Annotated in this window: 8 protein-coding genes; all 8 read right to left on the bottom strand. The window is 72.7% G+C overall.

The features are described 5' to 3' along the window. Window positions 1–266: 266 nt before the first annotated feature. The 8 genes from RB628_RS10760 to RB628_RS10725 all read right to left on the bottom strand — a co-directional run bounded on the left by RB628_RS10760 (window position 267) and on the right by RB628_RS10725 (window position 18,248). The gene (locus tag RB628_RS10760) at window positions 267–1,562 is read right to left on the bottom strand and encodes a dihydrolipoamide acetyltransferase family protein (RefSeq protein ID WP_318320107.1); all 1,296 of its coding nucleotides are present in this window, start codon (window positions 1,560–1,562) and stop codon (window positions 267–269) included. A gap of 10 nt (window positions 1,563–1,572) precedes the next feature. Next, entirely contained in the window at window positions 1,573–2,553 is a 981-nt protein-coding gene (locus RB628_RS10755) for an alpha-ketoacid dehydrogenase subunit beta (RefSeq protein WP_318320106.1), read from the bottom strand. Between the two features lie 2 nt (window positions 2,554–2,555). Next, window positions 2,556–3,791, bottom strand: a complete 1,236-nt coding sequence (pdhA, locus tag RB628_RS10750) for a pyruvate dehydrogenase (acetyl-transferring) E1 component subunit alpha (protein ID WP_318320105.1) — start codon at window positions 3,789–3,791, stop codon at window positions 2,556–2,558. Further along, window positions 3,788–5,029 carry a class I adenylate-forming enzyme family protein gene (locus RB628_RS10745; protein WP_318320104.1) on the bottom strand — a complete coding sequence of 414 codons (1,242 nt, stop codon included), beginning with the start codon at window positions 5,027–5,029 and terminating at the stop codon, window positions 3,788–3,790. The genes pdhA and RB628_RS10745 overlap by 4 nt, the downstream gene beginning before the upstream one ends. Before the next feature lie 286 nt (window positions 5,030–5,315). Next, window positions 5,316–5,894, bottom strand: coding sequence for a flavin reductase family protein (locus RB628_RS10740; RefSeq protein ID WP_318320103.1), 579 nt, complete (start codon window positions 5,892–5,894; stop codon window positions 5,316–5,318). 35 nt (window positions 5,895–5,929) lie between these two features. Next, complete coding sequence (locus RB628_RS10735) at window positions 5,930–6,712, bottom strand: thioesterase II family protein (protein ID WP_318320102.1); 783 nt, start codon at window positions 6,710–6,712, stop codon at window positions 5,930–5,932. Continuing rightward, window positions 6,709–9,144, bottom strand: coding sequence for a type I polyketide synthase (locus RB628_RS10730; protein WP_318320101.1), 2,436 nt, complete (start codon window positions 9,142–9,144; stop codon window positions 6,709–6,711). The genes RB628_RS10735 and RB628_RS10730 overlap by 4 nt, the downstream gene beginning before the upstream one ends. Continuing rightward, window positions 9,141–18,248 (bottom strand): SDR family NAD(P)-dependent oxidoreductase, encoded by a 9,108-nt coding sequence (locus RB628_RS10725; protein WP_318320100.1) that lies wholly within the window; start codon window positions 18,246–18,248, stop codon window positions 9,141–9,143. The genes RB628_RS10730 and RB628_RS10725 overlap by 4 nt, the downstream gene beginning before the upstream one ends. Window positions 18,249–18,260: the final 12 nt, after the last annotated feature.

The following is an 18,260-nucleotide window of genomic DNA, read 5'->3' as shown; positions in this document are numbered from 1 at the left end:
AACTGCATACCATCACCCGAATCCCCCGCGAACCGGATGATCACCCGATCGAGACTCTTCACCGTCTTCGCCAGGGCATCGACCACAACAGACTCCTCAAGGGCTTTGCGGAAAGACTCGAACAACGCAGAACGGGTCGGCCGCCACACGGGGGAATGATGGCGACCGACCCAGCTTTCAGGGGTGATCGCAGTATGCACGGTCCTGTCTGGAAGGGTTCTGCACAACTACTGGAGGCCGTGAGGTCCACCGGGCCGACCCCCCGTTCACCCCCAGGTGATCAGCCGTTTCGGCCGTTCCAGGATCGCCGCCACGTCGGCCAGGACCTTGGAGCCCAGTGCGCCGTCCACCAGGCGGTGGTCGAAGGACAATGCCAGAGTGGTGACCTGACGGGGCTTGACCTTGCCCTTGTGGACCCACGGCTGGAGTCTGATCGCGCCCACCGCGAGGATCGCGGACTCGCCGGGGTTGAGGATCGGTGTGCCGGTGTCGACGCCGAAGACGCCGACGTTGGTGATGGTGACCGTGCCACCCTGCATCGTCGCCGGGGAGGTCCTGCCCTCCCGCGCCGTCACCACCAACTCGCTCAGCGCCTGGGCCAGTTGCGGCAGGGTCGCGGAGTGGGCGTCCTTGATGTTCGGGACGATCAGGCCGCGCGGGGTGGCCGCCGCGATGCCCAGGTTCACGTAGTGCTTGAGCACGATCTCCTGCGCGGCCTCGTCCCAGGACGCGTTCACCTCCGGGTTGCGCTTGATCGCCACCAGCAGGGCCCTGGCGATCAGCAGCAGCGGGTTCACCCGGAGCCCCGTCATCTCCTGGTCCTGCTTGAGCTCCTCGACCAGCTTCATCGTGCGCGTCACGTCCACCGTCACGAACTCCGTGACATGCGGCGCCGTGAACGCCGAGCCCACCATGGCCTGGGCTGTGGCCTTGCGGACACCCCTGACCGGGACACGGGTCTCCCGGGCACCGTCGTCGTACGCCACCACGGGCACCGCAGCGGCGACAGGAGTCCGTACGGCTTCGGGTGCCGGGGGCGGGGGCGGCGTCGGGGGTGCCACCGCCGCGTGCACGTCCTCCCGCGTGATGATCCCGTCAGGTCCGGTGGGGGTGACCGTCGCCAGATCGACGTCCAGGTCCTTGGCCAGCTTGCGCACCGGCGGCTTCGCCAACGGGCGGACCCGGGAGGCCGGGACGACGATCCCGACGGGCGTGGTCGTCCGGCGCGGTCGCCGTTTCACCGGACTCTGCGCGACCCCGTAGCCGACGAGCACGGCCGTGCGGCCGCCGGAGTCCGAGCCCTCCGCGACAGAGATGATCACCTGGCCGACGTCCACCGTCGTCCCCTCGGGGAAGCACAGCTCGCGTACGACGCCGTCGTAGGGGATGGGGAGTTCGACCGCGGCTTTGGCGGTCTCGACCTCGCACACCACCTGGCCGTCGGTGACGGTGTCACCGGGCTGGACGTACCACTTGAGGATCTCGGCCTCGTTCAGCCCTTCACCCACATCGGGCATCCTGAACTCGCGCAGTGCCGAGGCGGTCTCGGTCATCGTCGTCACGACCCTCTTCTCAGTACGCCAGCGAGCGGTCAACGGTGTCGAGCACCCGGTCCAGACCCGGCAGGTACTCGTCCTCCAGGCGCGCCGGCGGATACGGGGCGTGGTAGCCGCCGACTCTCAGCACGGGTGCCTCCAGGTGGTGGAAGCAGCGCTCCGTGATCCGGGCCGCGATCTCCGCGCCCGTCCCCAGGAACACCGGCGCCTCGTGCACCACGACCAGACGGCGGGTCTTCTCCACCGAGGCCTGGATGGAGTCGAAGTCGATCGGGGACATGGACCGCAGATCCAGGACTTCGAGGGACTTGCCCTCTTCCTGGGCGGCGGCCTCGGCCTCCTGGCAGAGCTTCACCATCGGCCCGTACGCCACCAGGGTCAGATCGGTGCCCTCGTGGACCACGCGCGCCCTGTGCAGCGGGCCGGGGGTCGCCTTGGTGTCGACCTCGCCCTTGTCCCAGTAACGGCGCTTCGGCTCGAAGAAGATCACCGGGTCGTCGCTCTGAATGGCCTGCTGCAACATCCAGTACGCGTCCCCCGCGTTCGACGGCGAGACCACCTTCAGCCCCGCCACATGCGCGAACAACGCCTCCGGAGACTCCGAGTGATGCTCCACCGCACCGATCCCGCCCCCGTAAGGGATACGGATCACGACCGGGAGCCTGATCTTGCCCAGCGCCCGCGCGTGCATCTTCGCCAGCTGCGTGACGATCTGGTCGTACGCCGGGAAGACGAAACCGTCGAACTGGATCTCCACCACCGGACGATAGCCACGCAGCGCCAGACCGATCGCCGTACCCACGATGCCCGACTCCGCCAGCGGCGTATCGATCACCCGATCCTCGCCGAAGTCCTTCTGCAGCCCGTCCGTGACCCGGAAGACACCGCCGAGCTTGCCGACGTCCTCACCCATGATCAACACCTTGGGGTCGGCCTCCAGAACCGCGCGCAGCGACTCGTTGATCGCCTTGGCCAGGGTCAACTGCTCGACAGTCATGGCTACTTGACCTCCGATCCGACGAAAGACGCCTGGTAGGCGGCGAACTGGGCCCGCTCCTCGTCAACGAGTGCGTGCCCGTCCGCGTACACGTGGTCGAAGAGCGTCATCCGGTCCGGATTCGGCATGGTGCGGACGCTTCGGCGGATGCGGTACGCGACCTCGGTGGCCTCCGCGTCGACGGCGTCGAAGAACTCCTGGGTGGCCAGTTCGTCGCGGACCAGGTGGGTGCGCAGTCTCTGGATGGGGTCCTTCGCCCGCCATTCCTCCACTTCGGCGGCCCGCCGGTAGCGCGACGGGTCGTCCGAGGTGGTGTGAGCGCCCATGCGGTAGGTGGACGCCTCGATGAGGACCGGGCCGTTGCCCGTGCGGACATGCTCCAGGGCGGCCCGGGTCACCGCGTGCACGGCCAGTACGTCGTTGCCGTCGACCTGTATGCCGGGGAAACCGTATCCCTGGGCACGCCGGTACAGCGCTCCGCGCAGCTGGCGTTCGACGGGCTCGGAGATGGCCCACTGGTTGTTCTGGCAGAAGAAGACGACCGGGGCGTCGTGGACGGTCGCGAAGGTGAACGCCTCCGCCACGTCTCCCTCGCTGGTGGCTCCGTCGCCGAAGTACGCGATGACCGCCGCGTCCGCGCCGTCCTGGGCCAGGCCCATCGCGTAGCCGGTGGCGTGCAGCGGGTGGGAGCCGACGACCAGGGTGTAGAGATGGAAGTTGTGCTCGTTCGGGTCCCAGCCGCCGTTGCTGACTCCGCGGAAGAGCTTGACCACGTCGACCGGGTCGACGCCACGACACCAGGCGACGCCGTGCTCCCGGTAGCTGGGGAAGGCGTAGTCGTCACCGCGCAGGGCCTGGGCCGAACCGACCTGCGCCGCCTCCTGGCCGAGCAACGGTGGCCACAGGCCCAGTTCGCCCTGCCGTTGGAGCGCGGTCGCCTCACCGTCGATGGCGCGGGACATCACCATGTCCCGGTAGAAGTCCCGCAGTTGGTCCGGGGTGTGGTCCGAGGCGAAGCCGCGGTGGGTGACCAGAGTGCCGTCCGGGGCCAAAAGTTGCAGCGCGCGGGGTTCCAGCGGGCGGGGTTCCCCGGCCGGCGTCTCGGACGGTGTGTCCGCTGATGTGTCGGACGGCCTGTCGGCTGACGTGTCGGCTGACGTACGGGGCAGCCCCTCGAAGGCGTTCAGCAGGTCGGAGAAGCCGCCCGCTCGCGGGTGCGCGGTCCGTTTCGCAGTCATGTGCGTTCCCCTTCGGGGCTGTTGGCGGGGCGTATGGCCGGGGGACGGATGGCCGGGGGACGGAGCGCACCGCGGGCGGTCGCCGTCGGGCGCTCGGTGACCTCCAGCGTCCGCTCGGAGGTCCAGCACCCGTACCAGCCCGAGCGCTGTACGTCTTCGGTCACCCCGGCCGGAACGACCGCGACGAGTTCACCGGCCTCGCCACGCGGCAGGTTGTGTCCCCGGGGCCCCAGAATCCGGATGCGTGCGGGCGGGACGGAGCGGCCCGCGCCCAGGGCGTGGGGCTGGCGTGCGTCGCGGGCGAAGAGCTGGTGGGCGGTCCATGGCACCGGACCGCCCACCGGCGCGAACTCCGCCCAGAGCCGGGTGGCGGGCCGTACCGCGAAGTGCCGTGTGACCAGGCTCCGGGAGCAGGGATCACCGAGCAGCACCACGGTTCCGGGGTCCGTCGAGCTCCCGGTCGCCGGGCGGGCGTGGGCGGGCCGCTCCAGGTGCCGGGCGTACCCGGCCGGAGTCATCATGGTGATGCCCGAACCGCCACCGGCGAGCGGCCAGTTGGCGTCGTCACTCCAAGGGGCGGAGTGAAGAGTGCCACCATCGGTGAAGGCCCACCACATGGCGGCCAGGGCCACAGCCGACATGGGCGGCTCGTCGACGGCGACGGTGTGCGTCGCGGAACCGGCCCGGCGTACCCGGTCGGCGATCGACAGCCACCAGGAGCGGTGGTCGACCAGCCGATCACCCGCGGGCCCCTGATCGCCGGCGAGCATCAGGTGCGCCGCCTCCTCCGGACCGGACCGGGGCAGCGACGGGTCCACCGGGGAGGCGGCGATCTTCCGCCAGGTGGCGGGGTCGTCCAGGGCCAGCGTGGGAACGCCCGGCACGCGCCTGTCATAGGCGGCGCGACTGGACAGGACGGCCCGCGCCCCGCTCGCCTCGACGGCGCGCGCCAGTTCGGGGCCGCTCGGCGACCGCGGCACGGGGACGCAGACGCCGCCCGCCTTCAGCACGGCCAGCTGGGCCACGAGGGCCTGCCGGTGGTTCTCACAGTGGACGACCAGGGCGTCACCGAGCTGGACACCGCCGAGTACCAGCGCCGACGCCAGCTGGGTCGCCCGCTGTTCGGTCCGGGCGTACGTCAGTTGATGCCAGCCGTCCTGTACGGCGATCCGCGTCGGGAACCGGCGGGCGCTCCGCGCGAAGAGCTGGTCGAGGGTGGGGACCGGGGGTGCCGCCACCGTCGCGGTCCTCGGGTACGCCGCCTCGCTCGGTGCCGGGCTCCGGGCTCCCCCGGTACGGCGACGGGTCGAAGTCACTCGATCCGCCGCCGGCGTCGCCCGGCCCGTCGTCACTGTGGCCGGGCCCGTCGTCACTGTCGCTCGGTCAGTCATCGCTGCTCCCCCACTAGTTCTTGTCGCTTCGCCGCGCGCCGCTCGTCCTTGTCGCTTCGCCGCGCGCCAGTCACCGCTCGTTGCGCGCCACGCAGCGGTCAGGAAACCAAGCCGGCTCGACAACGGAGTCGGTTCAGGAGATGAAGTCGTACGAGAGATAGCCGTCCGTCTCCGGCCAGGTGGCGAAGCGGCGCAGCCCGTACAGCAGCGGAGGCCGGTCGCCCTCCAGTCCGCAGACCCCGGTGACGCCGCCCATGATCACCATGTGGTCGCCGACCAGGTGGTGGGCGGTCACCGAGCAGTCGGCGATGGTGTGGGCCGCCTGGACCAGATGCGGGCCCGAGGTGTTCTCGTCCGTCCGCCAGGCGACGCGCTCGAACCGGTCCGGCGCGCCGGAGGCGAACAGCTCCGCCGTGGTCCGGGCCCCGCTGTGCAGCAGGTTGACCACGAACCGGCGGCTCTCCAGCACCGCGTCGAGGGTGGGGCTGCCCAGTCGCATGCAGACCAGCAGGACCGGCGGTTCCAGAGAGACACTGCACAGGGAGGTGAGGGTCATCCCCCAGGGCACACCGTCACGCCCCGCGGTCGTGACGACGGTCACTCCGGTGGGGAATCCGGCCATCATCGTGCGGAAATCGGCGGGCCGCAGCCGCGGCTCCGCGGGCAGGGTCCGAGCGGTGGCACCGCGGACCACCGGGCGTTCTGACGTCATGCCGACTTCTCTCCTGGGAGGGGGGACCGACGGAATCAGTTGGGCTGGGGGACGGTTTCCGCGTCCATGGCGCCGCGGATCTCGGTGACCAGGGTCTCGGCGAAGGTCGGGAAGGCCTCACCCAGGAAGTGGAAGTGGCCGCCGTCGAACACCTGTTGACGGAAGGCGCCCGTGGTCTCCCGGGCCCAGGCGGACAGCCCCGAGGGCGGGCCCAGTACGTCCTCGGTGGAGGCGAACGCGGTCAGCGGACACGGCAGCGGGCCGCGCCCCTCGCCTGGACGGTAGGAGTCGAGGGCCCGCAGGTCGGCGCGGATCAGCCGCAGGAAGCGGTCCCGGAACTCCGGCAGTTCGTCGAACCGGTCCGGCAGCCCGCCCAGCCTGCCGAGCCTGCGGATCAGCTCCGCGTTCGAGAGGCTGGGATCGAGCACCCGGACGGGGGGTTGCAGAACGGGCGCCTGCCGTCCGGAGACCCCCACCCAGGCCGGTGCCACTCCCCGGTCCGACAGAGCGCGGGCGGTCTCGAAGGCGATCACCGCGCCCAGGCTGTGGCCGAACAGGGCCAGCGGCGTTCCGTCCGCGTGGGGTGCCACGTCCTCCGTGACGTCCGACACGAGCGAGGCCATGTCCGTCAGCGGCACGGAAGCGTGCCTTCTGCCACGGCCCGGCAGGTCGAGCAACAGGAGGTCCCAGTCCGCCGGGAGGTGCCGGGTCACCGGGTAGTACACGCTCCCGGAGCCGCCGGCGTGCGGGAACACCACGAGCCGCAGCGAGGGATTCCGGACCGTACGGGGCCGGACGAACGAGTCGGCGGAGGTCATACCTTCCACCCCTGTCCGGCGTTGGCGTTGGCCGCGGCGATGCTCTCGGCCAGCTTCTCCAGCAGTTCGCGCAGGGGCATGTCGAGGGAGAGCTGGTCGGCGGTCATGCCCACTTCGAAGTGTTCCTGGACCCTGGTGATGAACAGCGTGGACATGAAGGAGTCACCGCCGACCTCCAGGAAGGACAGGTCGAGGTCGAGGTCGTCGGCCTGGAGGACCTCCTGGAGCTGGGCCGCCAGATACGTGGTCAGTTCCTCCGGGTCGAGCGAGCTCGGCGCGGCGATCTGACTCCCCGCCGCCCGCACTCCGGTGGCGTCCACGGCCGGCTCGTCGATCCAGAACCGCCGGTGGCGGAACGGATAGGTGGGCAGGTCTCCCACGAAGGCGGTGCCCGGGCCGCGCAGTGCCGCCAGACTCAGTTCCGCCCCGGCGGCGAACAGCTCGCCGAGGGCGGTGACGAGCAGTTCGGGCGCGGAGTCCGGCTCCGCACCGACCAGCGGCCACAGCTGCGGACGCCCGTCCGTCGCCCACTCGATCCAGGCGGTCGCACCGGACTCGTGGGCCGTCGCCTCCCGCTGCCGTACGCGGACCCCGAGGAGCCCGAGGACGGCCGCGAGCCGCGGGCCGGGAGCGGCGTCGGCGTCACCGGCCGCGTCGCTCAGCGCGGGGAAGGCGGCTGCCAGCACCTCCACCGCGGCCCGCAACGGCTGTGGCGGGCCGGTGACCACGAGGGTGACGGTGCGCGGCGGTGTCGCGGCGGTGGGCTGCGCCCGGTGGGCGTCCGCGGCCTTCGCGAGCGCCTCGGACAGTCCGTCCGTCGTGGTGCCGGTGGCGACGAGCCGGTACGGGAACGGGGCCCGTCCGGCGCGCAGGGTGTGGCAGACCGAGGGCAGTCGCGCGGCGTCCGTGTGCTTCAGGTGCGCGACGACCTCCTCCGCCAGGCGGTCGAGCCCCTCGGGGTCCTTGGCGGACAGGGTGATCAGTTCGGTCCGCGGCGCTCCGGCGGACCGCGGCCCGGCGGACTCCGGTTCGTGCGCCTCTAGCACGGCGTGCACGTTGGTGCCGCTCATACCGAAGGAGTTGACGCCCACCACCTTGCGCGCCAGCTCCGCGGGCCAGGGCAGGTTCTTCCGCGGCACACGGAACCCCAGCCTGTCCCAGGGGATGTGCGGGTTCAGCTCACCGTCGTCGGGGTCCGCGGCCGCCGGGATCACCCCGTGCTGGAGCATCAGTGCGGCCTTCATCACCGAGGCGATCCCCGACGCGCCTTCCAGATGCCCGAGCCTCGACTTGACGCTGCCGATCGTGAGGGGCGTACCCCGGCGGCGTACGGCCTTGCCCAGAACGCCGTCGAGGGCGCCTATCTCGATCGGGTCGCCCAGTACCGTCCCGGTGCCGTGGGCTTCGACGAACCCCAGCTCCTCGGGGGCGATCCGGGCGTCGGCGAGAGCGGCCCTGATCACTTCCTGCTGGGCGGGGCCGTTGGGGGCGGTCAGCCCGGAGGCGGCGCCGTCATGGTTGACGGCGGTGCCCCGGATGACGGCCAGCACCGGGCGGCCCTCGCGCTCGGCGTCGTCCAGGCGCATCAGGGCAAGCACTCCGACCCCCTCGCCGCGCCCGTAGCCGTCCGCCGTGGCGAGGAACGACTTGGAGCGGCCGTCCGGGGACAGCGCCCGGGTCTGGCACAGCGACACCATGAGGGTGGCGGACAGCAGCAGGTTGGCGCCGCCCGCGAGCGCGTAGCGGCACTCGCGAGCGCGCAGTGCCCGCACCGCCAGGTGCAGGGTGGTCAGGGAGGAGGAACAGGCGGTCTCCACGCCCATCACGGGGCCGGAGAAGCCCATCAGGTAGCTGACGCGTCCGGCGCCGAAGCTGAGTCCGCCGCCGGTGATGTAGTACGGGTCGATCCGGGACATGTCCGAGCGGTCCTCGTTCCGCTCGGAGTACTCCGAGGTCATCATGCCCAGATACACACCGACGTTGAGCCGGTCGGACCTGCGGACGGCGACGCCGGCCCGTTCCAGGGCCTCCCAGGAGGTCTCCAGGAGCATCCGCTGCTGGGGGTCGAGCAGCCGGGCCTCACGCTGCGAGATGCCGAAGAAGTCGGCGTCGAAGCCCGCGATGTCGGTGAGGAAACCGGCCCGGTCGACGTAGGAGCGCCCGGTCTTCCCGGGGACCGGGTCGTACACGGAGCGCAGTCCCGGCCGGTCCTCGGGGATGTCGGCGAGCGCCGTGCCGGGGCCGCGCAGGAAGTCCCAGTACGCCTCGGGGGTGTTGATGGCCGGGGGGAACCGCAGGCCCATGCCGACGACGGCCACCGGCGCGTGCTGTTCGTCCTCCAGTTCGGTGATCCGCTCCCGCAGCTGACGCGACAGCCGCAGCTGATCCTCCATCAGAGTGCGGATGTCGTCGGGGTTCATGCCGTCACTCATGACTTTCCGTCTCCTTTCCGTGCTGTTTCCTGTGCCGTCACATCGCTGCGGACGGCCCGGACGAGTTCGTCGAACGACAGCGCGGCCAGGTCCTGGGAGCCGGCGGTGTCGTCCGTGGCCCGCGGCGGGGACACCGGCGGCGCGTTGCCCGGTCCCGCCTCCTCCAGCTCCTCGTACAGCAGGCCGAGGATGTGGGCCGAGATGCGGGGAACGGTGGGGTGGTCGAGCGCGACGGTGGCGAGCAGGTCCACCCCCAGCGCGTGGGACAGCCGGGTCCGCAGATCGATCACCATGATCGAGTCCAGGCCCATCTCGCCGAAGCCGGTCTCGTCGTCGACCGTCTCCCGGCTCCCCAGGGTCTCCGCGGTCGTCTCACGCACGTACTCCCTGAGGCGCTCCTCGCGGGAGGCCGCGTCGAGGTCGTCGAGTTCGGCGCGCAGCCGGCCGCGCGGTCGGCGCGCGGGCCCCTCGGGAGCGGCCCGCCGGCCGTCCCCGGCCACGATGTCCGCGAGGAGGGCGGCGCGGGGGTGGCCCGCGAGCCGGGCGGTGTAGCGCTCGGGGTCGATGTCCACCGCCACGAGCCGCGCGGGGCCGTCCGTGACCGCGGTCAGCAGCGGCTTCTCGGCCGACTCGTCGGTGAGGGAGCCGATGCCGAGCTTCCCGACGGCCCGTTGTACGACGTCGGAGGCGGCCAGTCCGCCCTTCGCCTCCGGTGTCCACGGCCCCCAGTCGACGCCGGTGGCGGGGACCCCCTCGGCGCGCAGCGCGGCGGCGAGGCCGGACAGGAAGCCGTTGGCGGCCGCGTAGTTGGTCTGTCCCGCCGAGCCGAGGACGCTGGAGGCGGAGGAGAACAGCACGAAGGCGTCCAGGGTGTGCCCGCGCAGCGCGGCGGCGAGGTTGACCGCCCCTCGTGCCTTCGCCGCGAAGACCGACTCGAGGGTGTCACGGTCGACGTCGTCGAAGGCCCGGTCGTCGGTGGCACCCGCGAGGTGCAGAACGGTGCGCAGCGGTGCGGCCCGGCCCGCCTCGGCGACGGCCCGCGCGCAGTCCGCGGGATCGGTCACGTCACCGCGAACGACGCTCACCAGGGTTCCCCCGGCGGCGAGTTCGTCGATGACGCGCCGCGCCACGGGGTCGGGGGCCGAGCGCGCCATGAGGGTGACGACGCGGACGCCGTGCCGGGCCAGGAGCGCCGCGCTGCTCAGCCCGAGCGCCCCGAGCCCTCCGGTGATCAGCGCCGCGCCGCCGTCGTGGCCGGCCTGCCGCACGGGCTGCTCGGTGTACGGGACGAGCCGGGCCACGCGGGCGCCGCCGCCGCTCAGTTCGAGCCGGGTCTCGGGGATGCCGTCGTCGAGCGCCCGGTCGAGCATGCGGACGAGTTCGGTGCCGTCCCAGCCGTCCGCGAGCGTGACCCGGACCAGTCGCCGGTCGTCCTGTTCGGCTTCGAGGGAGGCCAGCAGACCCCACAGCGTCTCCCGTACGGGCGCGGCGTCCGGGGCGGCGGCCGCGAGCACGGCGTACGGGATGCCGCGCGGCGCCGTGCGGAGTGTCCGGGCCAGTTCGAGGGCCGCGTCGAGCGCCGTGTCAGCAGCCGTGTCGGGTCGGCCGTCCTCCGTGGGCGCGCCGAACCGGGCGTCCACGATCAGATCGGCGTCGAGAACGGCCGTGTCGATGGCGGTGGTGTCGATGGCGGTCGTGCCGGTACCGGGCAGGTTGATGACGGTCGTACGGTGCCCGAGCGCCTCGCATGCCTTGAGCACCGCCCGGCCCGGCTCGGTGTCCGCGCCGCCGACCACGGCGACGTGCCGGCGGTGCCCGGCGGAGCCACCGGCGGTGGCCGACGGCCGCTGCTCCCAGGCGAGTTCGTACACGTGCCGGACACCCTGTCGCAGTGACGACTGGAGCAGTGTCCGGGAGGCGAGACGGAACCGGAAGCCGTCCATGGCCAGGACCGTGGCGCCGTCGCCGTCGAAGATGTGCAGGTCCGCGGTGTCCACCTGGTGGAAGCCACCGTCCGGGACGTCTCGCATGACCGCTTTCACATGGCCCCACAGCTCCTTGCCGACGACGGGGCGGCCGGGGAAGGAGACCCGGGCGGCCGCGAAGGGGATGACCAGGGCCTGCTCCTGATCCTGGGGTTCCGGGTCGTCCTCGTGCACCGCGAACGTGACGGAGCTCTGGAGGCACGAGTCGAGCAGCCCGGGGTGGATCTGGTAGTCCGCCGGGTCCTCGTTCATGTGTTCCGGCCAGGCGAACCTGATGAGCGACTCGTCGCCGCGGATCCAGGCGTCGCCGACCCAGCTGAACGACGGGCCGAGCAGATAGCCGATCCCCCTCAGATGACGGTAGAAGGCCTCGCCGCTGAGATGGCGGTCGGCGCCCGCGATGAACTCCTCGGGGTCAGGTGCGTTCCTGACGCCGACCGGGTCGGCGCCGGGCAGCCGGGCCGTCAGATGCTCCTGCCACCGCCCGCGTTCCGGGTCGAGCAGGCTCTGCACGCTGACGGTGCGCGTGCCGTGGTCCTCGACAGCCTCGATGACCTGGAGTTCGTAGCGCTCGCCGTCGTGCAGCACCAGGGCCCGGGGGAAGAACAGGTCCTCCAGAACCACCGGCTCGCCCCCGCTGCCGAGCGCGGACAGGACGGTGGCCGTCTGGGACGCGCCGGCCACCTGCACGGTACCGAACAGCCGGTGGTCGTCGAGGTGCGGCGGATAGACGGTGCTGCGCTCGGTGACGAACACCCGGCCCCTGAGCGCGGGCGAGTTGAGTTCGGTCCCCCACGGGGGTCCGGTCACCGCCGCCGGTGCCGCCTGGCCGGCCGGCCGCTGCCCCCCACGCCAGTACGTGGTGGCCGCGAAGGGATAGAGGGGCGCACTGCCGCGCGGGGTGTGCCGGGGAGCCCGCAGGGCCTGCCAGTCGATGTCCTGGCCGCGCTCGTACAGGAACTTGACGGCGGCGAGCAGGGCCGCCCGGTCGCCGGTGCCCCGGTACAGCGAGGGCACCACACCACCGGCCGGTGCCAGTCCGGCCGCGCGCACCAGGTTCACCAGGGTGCGGTCGGGGCCGATCTCCAGGCAGATGTCGATGTCGTGGGCGCTCAACTGCCGTGCCCCGTCATGGAACCGGACCGGGTTGCGGGCGTGCCGCACCCAGTAGTCCACGTCGTAGGTGTCCGGCTCCGCGAGCCGTCCGGTCAGGTTGGAGATCACCGGCACCTGCGGCGGGCGGAACTCCAACGGTTCGAGTACGCCGCGCAGTTCACCGAGGACCGGGTCCAGCAGCCGGGAGTGGAAGGCGTGCGAGACGCTGAGCCGCGTGCTGCGCACCCCTTCCCCGGCGAGCCGGGCGGCGAACCGGGCGATCCCGTCGGGTGTGCCGGAGACGACGGTCGAGTCCGGGGTGTTGACGGCGGCGATGTCCAGTTCCGTCCCGTCGAGCAGGCCGAGCACCTGTTCCTCGGTGGCCCGTACGGAGAGCATGGCGCCGCGTTCGGTGCCCTGCATGAGGCGGGCCCGCTCCGCGATCAGCCCCAGCCCTGACGGCAGGTCCATGACCCCGGCGTGGACGGCCGCGGCGACCTCGCCGACGCTGTGCCCCACGAGCAGGGCGGGGGTGACGCCCCAGGACTCCCACTGCGCGGCCAACGCGACCTCCACCGCGAACAGCGCGGGCTGGGTCAGCCAGGTCTCGTGGATCGCCTCCTGGTCGCCGCCGTACAGCACCGACTCGACCAGGGAACCGCCCAGCCGAGGAGCGAGTTCGCGGTCGCAGGTGTCGAAGACCTCGCGGAAGACCGGCTCCGTCTCGTACAACTCGCGGGCCATGCCGAAGCGCTGGCTGCCCTGTCCCGAGAACAGGAAGGCGATGCGCGGACCGCCGTCGGACCGCTCGGGCGCCGGCGACGCCAACTGGGCGAGGAGTTTCTCGGTGCTCTGCCCGAGCAGCGCCCGCCGGTGCGGGAAGTGGGCGCGTCCGGCGGTCGCGGTGGCGGCCAGGCCGGCCAGTTCCTCGGCGGACGCGTCGGCCAGCCACCGCTCCCAGGCCCGGGACAGCCGCTCCAGACCGTCCGCGTCGGGGGCGGACAGCGGGATCAGATGGGTGGCTCCGGCCGGATCTCCGCTTGTGGCGGGAGAGTCGGCGGCCGGAGGGTCGGCGAGCACGAGGTGGGCGTTGGTTCCGGTCAGTCCGAAACCGGAGACGCCCGCTACTCGGGGACGCGTACCTGGACGCCAGGGCGTGGGGGTGTCCACCACCCTGACGTTCATGTCCGACCAGTCCACATGCGGGTTGGGTTCGCTGTAGTGGAGGTTGGCCGGGATGAGATCGTGTCTCAGGGCGAGGATCGTCTTGATGACCGCCGCCATACCCGCCGCGGATTCGGCATGACCGATGTTGCTCTTCACCGAACCCACGTGCAGGGGCTCTCCCGGCTTCCGTCCGGGTCCCAGGACCCGCCAGGCGGCGCCGAGTTCGATGGGGTCGCCCAGCGCGGTGCCGGTGCCGTGCGCCTCCAGGTAGGACACCTCTGCGCCGGTGACCGACGCGTCGGCGAGCGCGTCGGCCAGCAGGGTCCGCTGGGCTGTGCCGCTCGGTGCGGTCAGCCCGGAGGACGCGCCGTCCTGGTTCACGGCGGTGCCGCGGATCACGGCGAGGACCTGGTCGCCGTCCCGCCGCGCGTCGCCGAGCCGTTTGAGTACGAGCACTCCGCAGCCCTCCGCGCGGACGAAGCCGTTGGCGTCGGCGGAGAACGTACGGCAGCGTCCGTCGGGCGAGAGCATGTGCGCGCGGCTGGCCGAGACGGAGGCCATCGGGTCGAGGATGACGTTGACGCCGCCCGCGAGCACCGCGTCGGTCTCTCCCGAGCGCAGCGACCGTACGCCGAGGTGCAGGGCGACCAGCGACGAGGAGCAGGCCGTGTCCACCGCCATCGCGGGGCCGTTCAGGCCGAGGCTGTAGGCGAGCCGTCCGGCGGCGGCGTTGAGCGAGGTGCCGGTGCTGTAGTAGGCGTCGAGCTGTTCGGCGCCGGGCCCGGCCAGCAGCCGGGCGTAGTCCGCGTAGCTGACGCCCACGAAGACTCCGGTGCGGGTGCGCCTGAGGGCGTGCGGGTCGATTCCGCCGCTCTCCAGGGCGTGCCAGGCCGACTCCAGCAGGAGTCGCTGCTGGGGGTCGAGGTTCTCCGCCTCGCGCGCCGGGATGCCGAAGAACGAGGCGTCGAACCGGGCGATGTCCTTCAGGAAGCCGCCCTGGTCGGTGGTGATCCAGCCGGGCTCGACGCCGTCGCCGTGGAAGTCCGCGGTGTCGTACCGCTCCTCGGGGACCGGGCCGACCGGGTCCCGGCCCTCGCGGAGCAGGTCCCACAGTTCGTCGACGGAGTCGCTCCCCGGGAAGCGGCCCGCCATGCCGACCACGGCGATGGGCTCACGGCCGGTGTCCTCACCCGCCGGCGGCCGGCCGGGCAGCGGCGTCGCGGCGGGTACCGGCCGTTCCACGGTGGTGGGCGGCGCCTGGGACGGGGACGCCGGAGGTACGGGCGTCCCGGGTGCGGGATCCGCGGTCAGCAGGTGGTCGGCCAGCTGGGTCACGGTGGGGTGGTCGAAGACGTCCGCCGTCCGCAGGACCACCTCGAACGCATGGGAGAGCCGGTTGACCAGGTCGACGGCCATGATGGAGTCCAGGCCGAGGTCGAAGAAGCCCGCGTCGTGCCGGACGGCGGCCGCGTCGGCGTGCCCGAGCTGCGTCGCGAGGATCCGGGCCACATGGGTTCGGGCCGCGCCGGCCCGGGTGCGCTCCGGCAGGGCGGCCAGCTCGTCCTTGACGGAGGGTTCGAGGGGTACGGCGTCTGAGGGTTCGGAGACCGCTGCCGCGCCGGCCGCGACGGGCTCCGCGTCGAACAGACCACGGGGGCGGACGCCCGCCATGACGGTACGGAACCGGGGCGCGTCCAGCGGGCAGACCACGATGTGGCCGCTGTCGCCGGGGGCCGCGCCGGTGAGGGCCGCCCGGCCGGTCGCGGCGTCCAGCGCTCCCACGCCCACCCTGGCGAAGGTGTCGAGCGAGGCGGAGTCGGCCATGCCGGTCTCGCCCAGGTCCCAGGGACCGTAGGCCAGGCTGAGTGCCGTCAGCCCGTGGAAGACCCGGTGTGCCGCGAGGGCGTCCAGGCCGCCGTTGGCCGCCGCGTACGCGGCGCACCGGTCGGTTCCCCACACCGCGGAGACCGACGAGAGCAGGACGAAGAAGTCCAGCGGCCAGTCACGGGAGACGAGGTGCAACAGCCAGGCACCGGCGAACTTGCCGCGCAGCGACGCCTCGTACTCCTGGACGCCGGTCTCCGTCGCGGGGATACGCTCCAGGGTGCCCGCGGCGTGCAGCACACCGCGGACCGGTGGCATGTCCGCGAGGGGGGCGCAGGCGGCCGCCACGGCCTCGGCCGTGTCGCAGCCGCCGCCCCGGTAGACGGCGCGCACGCCCGACTCGGCCAGCTCCTGGAGCAGCGCGGTGGCTTCGGGGTCGAGCCGGTCCTGTGGCCTGCGGCCGACGAGCAGCAGGTGGCGGGCGCCACGCGCGACCAGTTCGGCCGTCAGCTCCCGGCCCACGCCGCCGAGACCGCCGGTGACGAGGTACGTGGCGTCGTCCCGTACGTCGAGCGGCGCGGGCGTCTGCCGTGCGCTCTCGCGCAGCCGCGCCACCCGGAGCTCTCCGCCGCGCACCGCCGCCAGGTCCTCCGTCGTGGCGGTCCCGGAGACGAAGGTCAGCAGGGTGTCGAGGTCCCGCGCCTCGGGGGCGCCCGGGAGGTCCACGACTCCCCCCCAGGCCGCGCCGAGTTCGAGTCCGAGCACAGGGGCGAGGCCGTGCAGCAGACCGTGGTCAGTGGCGGTCACCGGGTCGCCGGGGGCGGCGCGGCGGGCGGCGCGGGTGACCGCGAAGACCCGCCCGGTGCCGGTTCCGGCGCCGGCCAGGGCGCTCACCGCCGTGGTCACCGCCGCGCACAGGCGGGCTCCCGAGGCGGCGGCGTCCGAGGTGCCGTCCAGCGAGTCGGGCAGCTCCGTCGCCCGCATGGCCAGCAGCAGGGGTGTGGCGGGCGCGTCGTGGTCGTCGGTCCAGAAGCGCTGCCAGCCGGCCGCGCTGTCCGGGAGTACGCCGGCGCGCCAGCCGTCGGGCACGGGCAAAGGCTCCGGGCTGAGGACGGTGCCGCGCAGACCGAGCGCGGCCGCACGGTCGACCAGCCAGGACACGAGTACGCCGTCGTCGCCGGCCAGGACCAGGGAGCCCCCGTCCGGCCGGGGCCCGCTCGGCGAAGCCGGCTCCCAGAGCACCTCGTGGACCACCGGCGGGGTCGGGCGGGCGGCGGGAAGGGGGGGCGGCGCCGTCTCGGGGGCGTGGCGCCGGCGTTGCCAGGGGTAGGCCGGGAGGTCGAGGAGGCGGCGGGGCAGTCCGTCGGCTGGGCTCGCCTCGGGGGTGTCGGGGCCTTCGGTGACGGTCACCTGGGGCGAGGAGGTGCCGTCGGCGAGGGAGCGCAGCGCGGCGGCGGCGTCCGCCGGGCCTTCGGCGATGACCCGGGCGCGCACGTCGAGCCGGGTCCGGCCCGTGGTGGCGCTGTAGGCGAAGGCCGGATAGTCGGCCGGGTCGAGGTCCGCCAGCAGTCCGGCGTACTGGGCGGCGCGGACCCGAAGTGCCTCGGCCGTCTTCGCGGAGATCTCGAACCCGTGGACCACCGCCTCCGGCCCGTCCTCCGCGCGGGCGGGCACCTCGTCCGGGCGCGGCGGGCCGACGATGGCGTGGGCGTTGGTGCCGCTCATCCCGAAGGAGCTGACCGAGACGCACTCGCCGGCCCCTGGCGACCAGTCCTGGAGCGTGTCCGGAACGCTCATGCCCGTACCCGACAGGTCGATGCGCGGGTTGAGCGTGCGGAAGTGGACGACCGGCGGCACCTTGCGGTGACGTATGCAGAGCAGCGCCTTGATCAGCCCGGCGACGCCCGCGGTGCCTTCCAGGTGGCCGAAGTTGGCCTTCACGGCGCCGACCGGCAGCGGTGCGCCCCCGTTGCGCCGCCCCAGCGCGGTGGCCAGGGCCTCCGTCTCGATGGGGTCGCCGAGGGCGGTGCCGGTGCCGTGGGTCTCGGCGTATCCGACGGCTGCCGGTTGGAGGCCCGCGTCGGCGAGGGCCGTCTCGATGAGCGACACCTGGGCCAGTACGTTCGGCGCGGTGAACCCGCTGGAGCGGCCGTCCTGGTTGACGGCCGTGCCCCGGATCACGCCGAGCACCCGGTCGCCGTCCCGCAGGGCGTGGTCGAGCCGCTTGAGGAGGACGGCACCTGCCCCCTCGCCGCGTACGAAGCCGTTGGCCCTGGCGTCGAAGGTCTTGCACAGGCCGTCCGGTGACAGCCCTCGAGTCTCCTGGACCAGTCGCATGGTCCGGGGCGACATGATGAGGTTGGTGCCCGCCGCGAAGGCGATGTCGCAGTCGCCGCGCCGCAGGGCCTGCACCGCCAGGTGCACCGCGACCAGGGACGACGAGCAGGCGGTGTCGACCGTCATCGCGGGACCTGTCAGCCCGAGAGCGTAGGCGACGCGTCCCGCGGCGAAGTTGTGCCCGTTGCCGGTGGCCCAGTAGGCGTCGGGTTCGCCCTCGCACCACTCCCGGTAGTCCTGCCACATGACGCCGAGGTAGAGCCCGGTCCTGGCGGCACCGAGGGTCCGGGCCGGCAGCCCGGCATGCTCCATCGCCTCCCAGGCCACCTCCAGCAGCAGCCGGTGCTGCGGGTCCAGGTGGCGTGCCTCGCGGGGGCTGATGCCGAAGAACTCGGCATCGAAGTCGAGCACTTCGTCCAGGAACCCGCCGCGCTGGGGCACCCCCTCCCAGGCGTCGGCGAAGGGGCCTTTGCGGTGCTGCGGCATGGACCGCACCTCGTCGCGCCCCTCGGCCAGGGCCGCCCAGTATCCGTCGAGGTCCTCGATGCCGCCGGGCAGTCGCAGCCCTGCGCCGATGACCGCGACGGGCTGGTTGCCCTGCTGCTCGCCGAGTTGGGCCCGCAGCGTGCGGATGGTCTCCATCGCCCTGGTCAGCGGGGTCTGCTTGCCTCCCCCGGGGGGGCGGGTCTCTTCCATCGGGTGGGTTCC

The organism is Streptomyces sp. ADMS (genome assembly GCF_033441795.1).
In the GTDB taxonomy this organism is placed as follows: domain Bacteria; phylum Actinomycetota; class Actinomycetes; order Streptomycetales; family Streptomycetaceae; genus Streptomyces.
The sequence above is the reverse complement of the archived record's forward strand: the minus strand, read 5'-3'. Positions and strand labels throughout refer to the sequence as shown.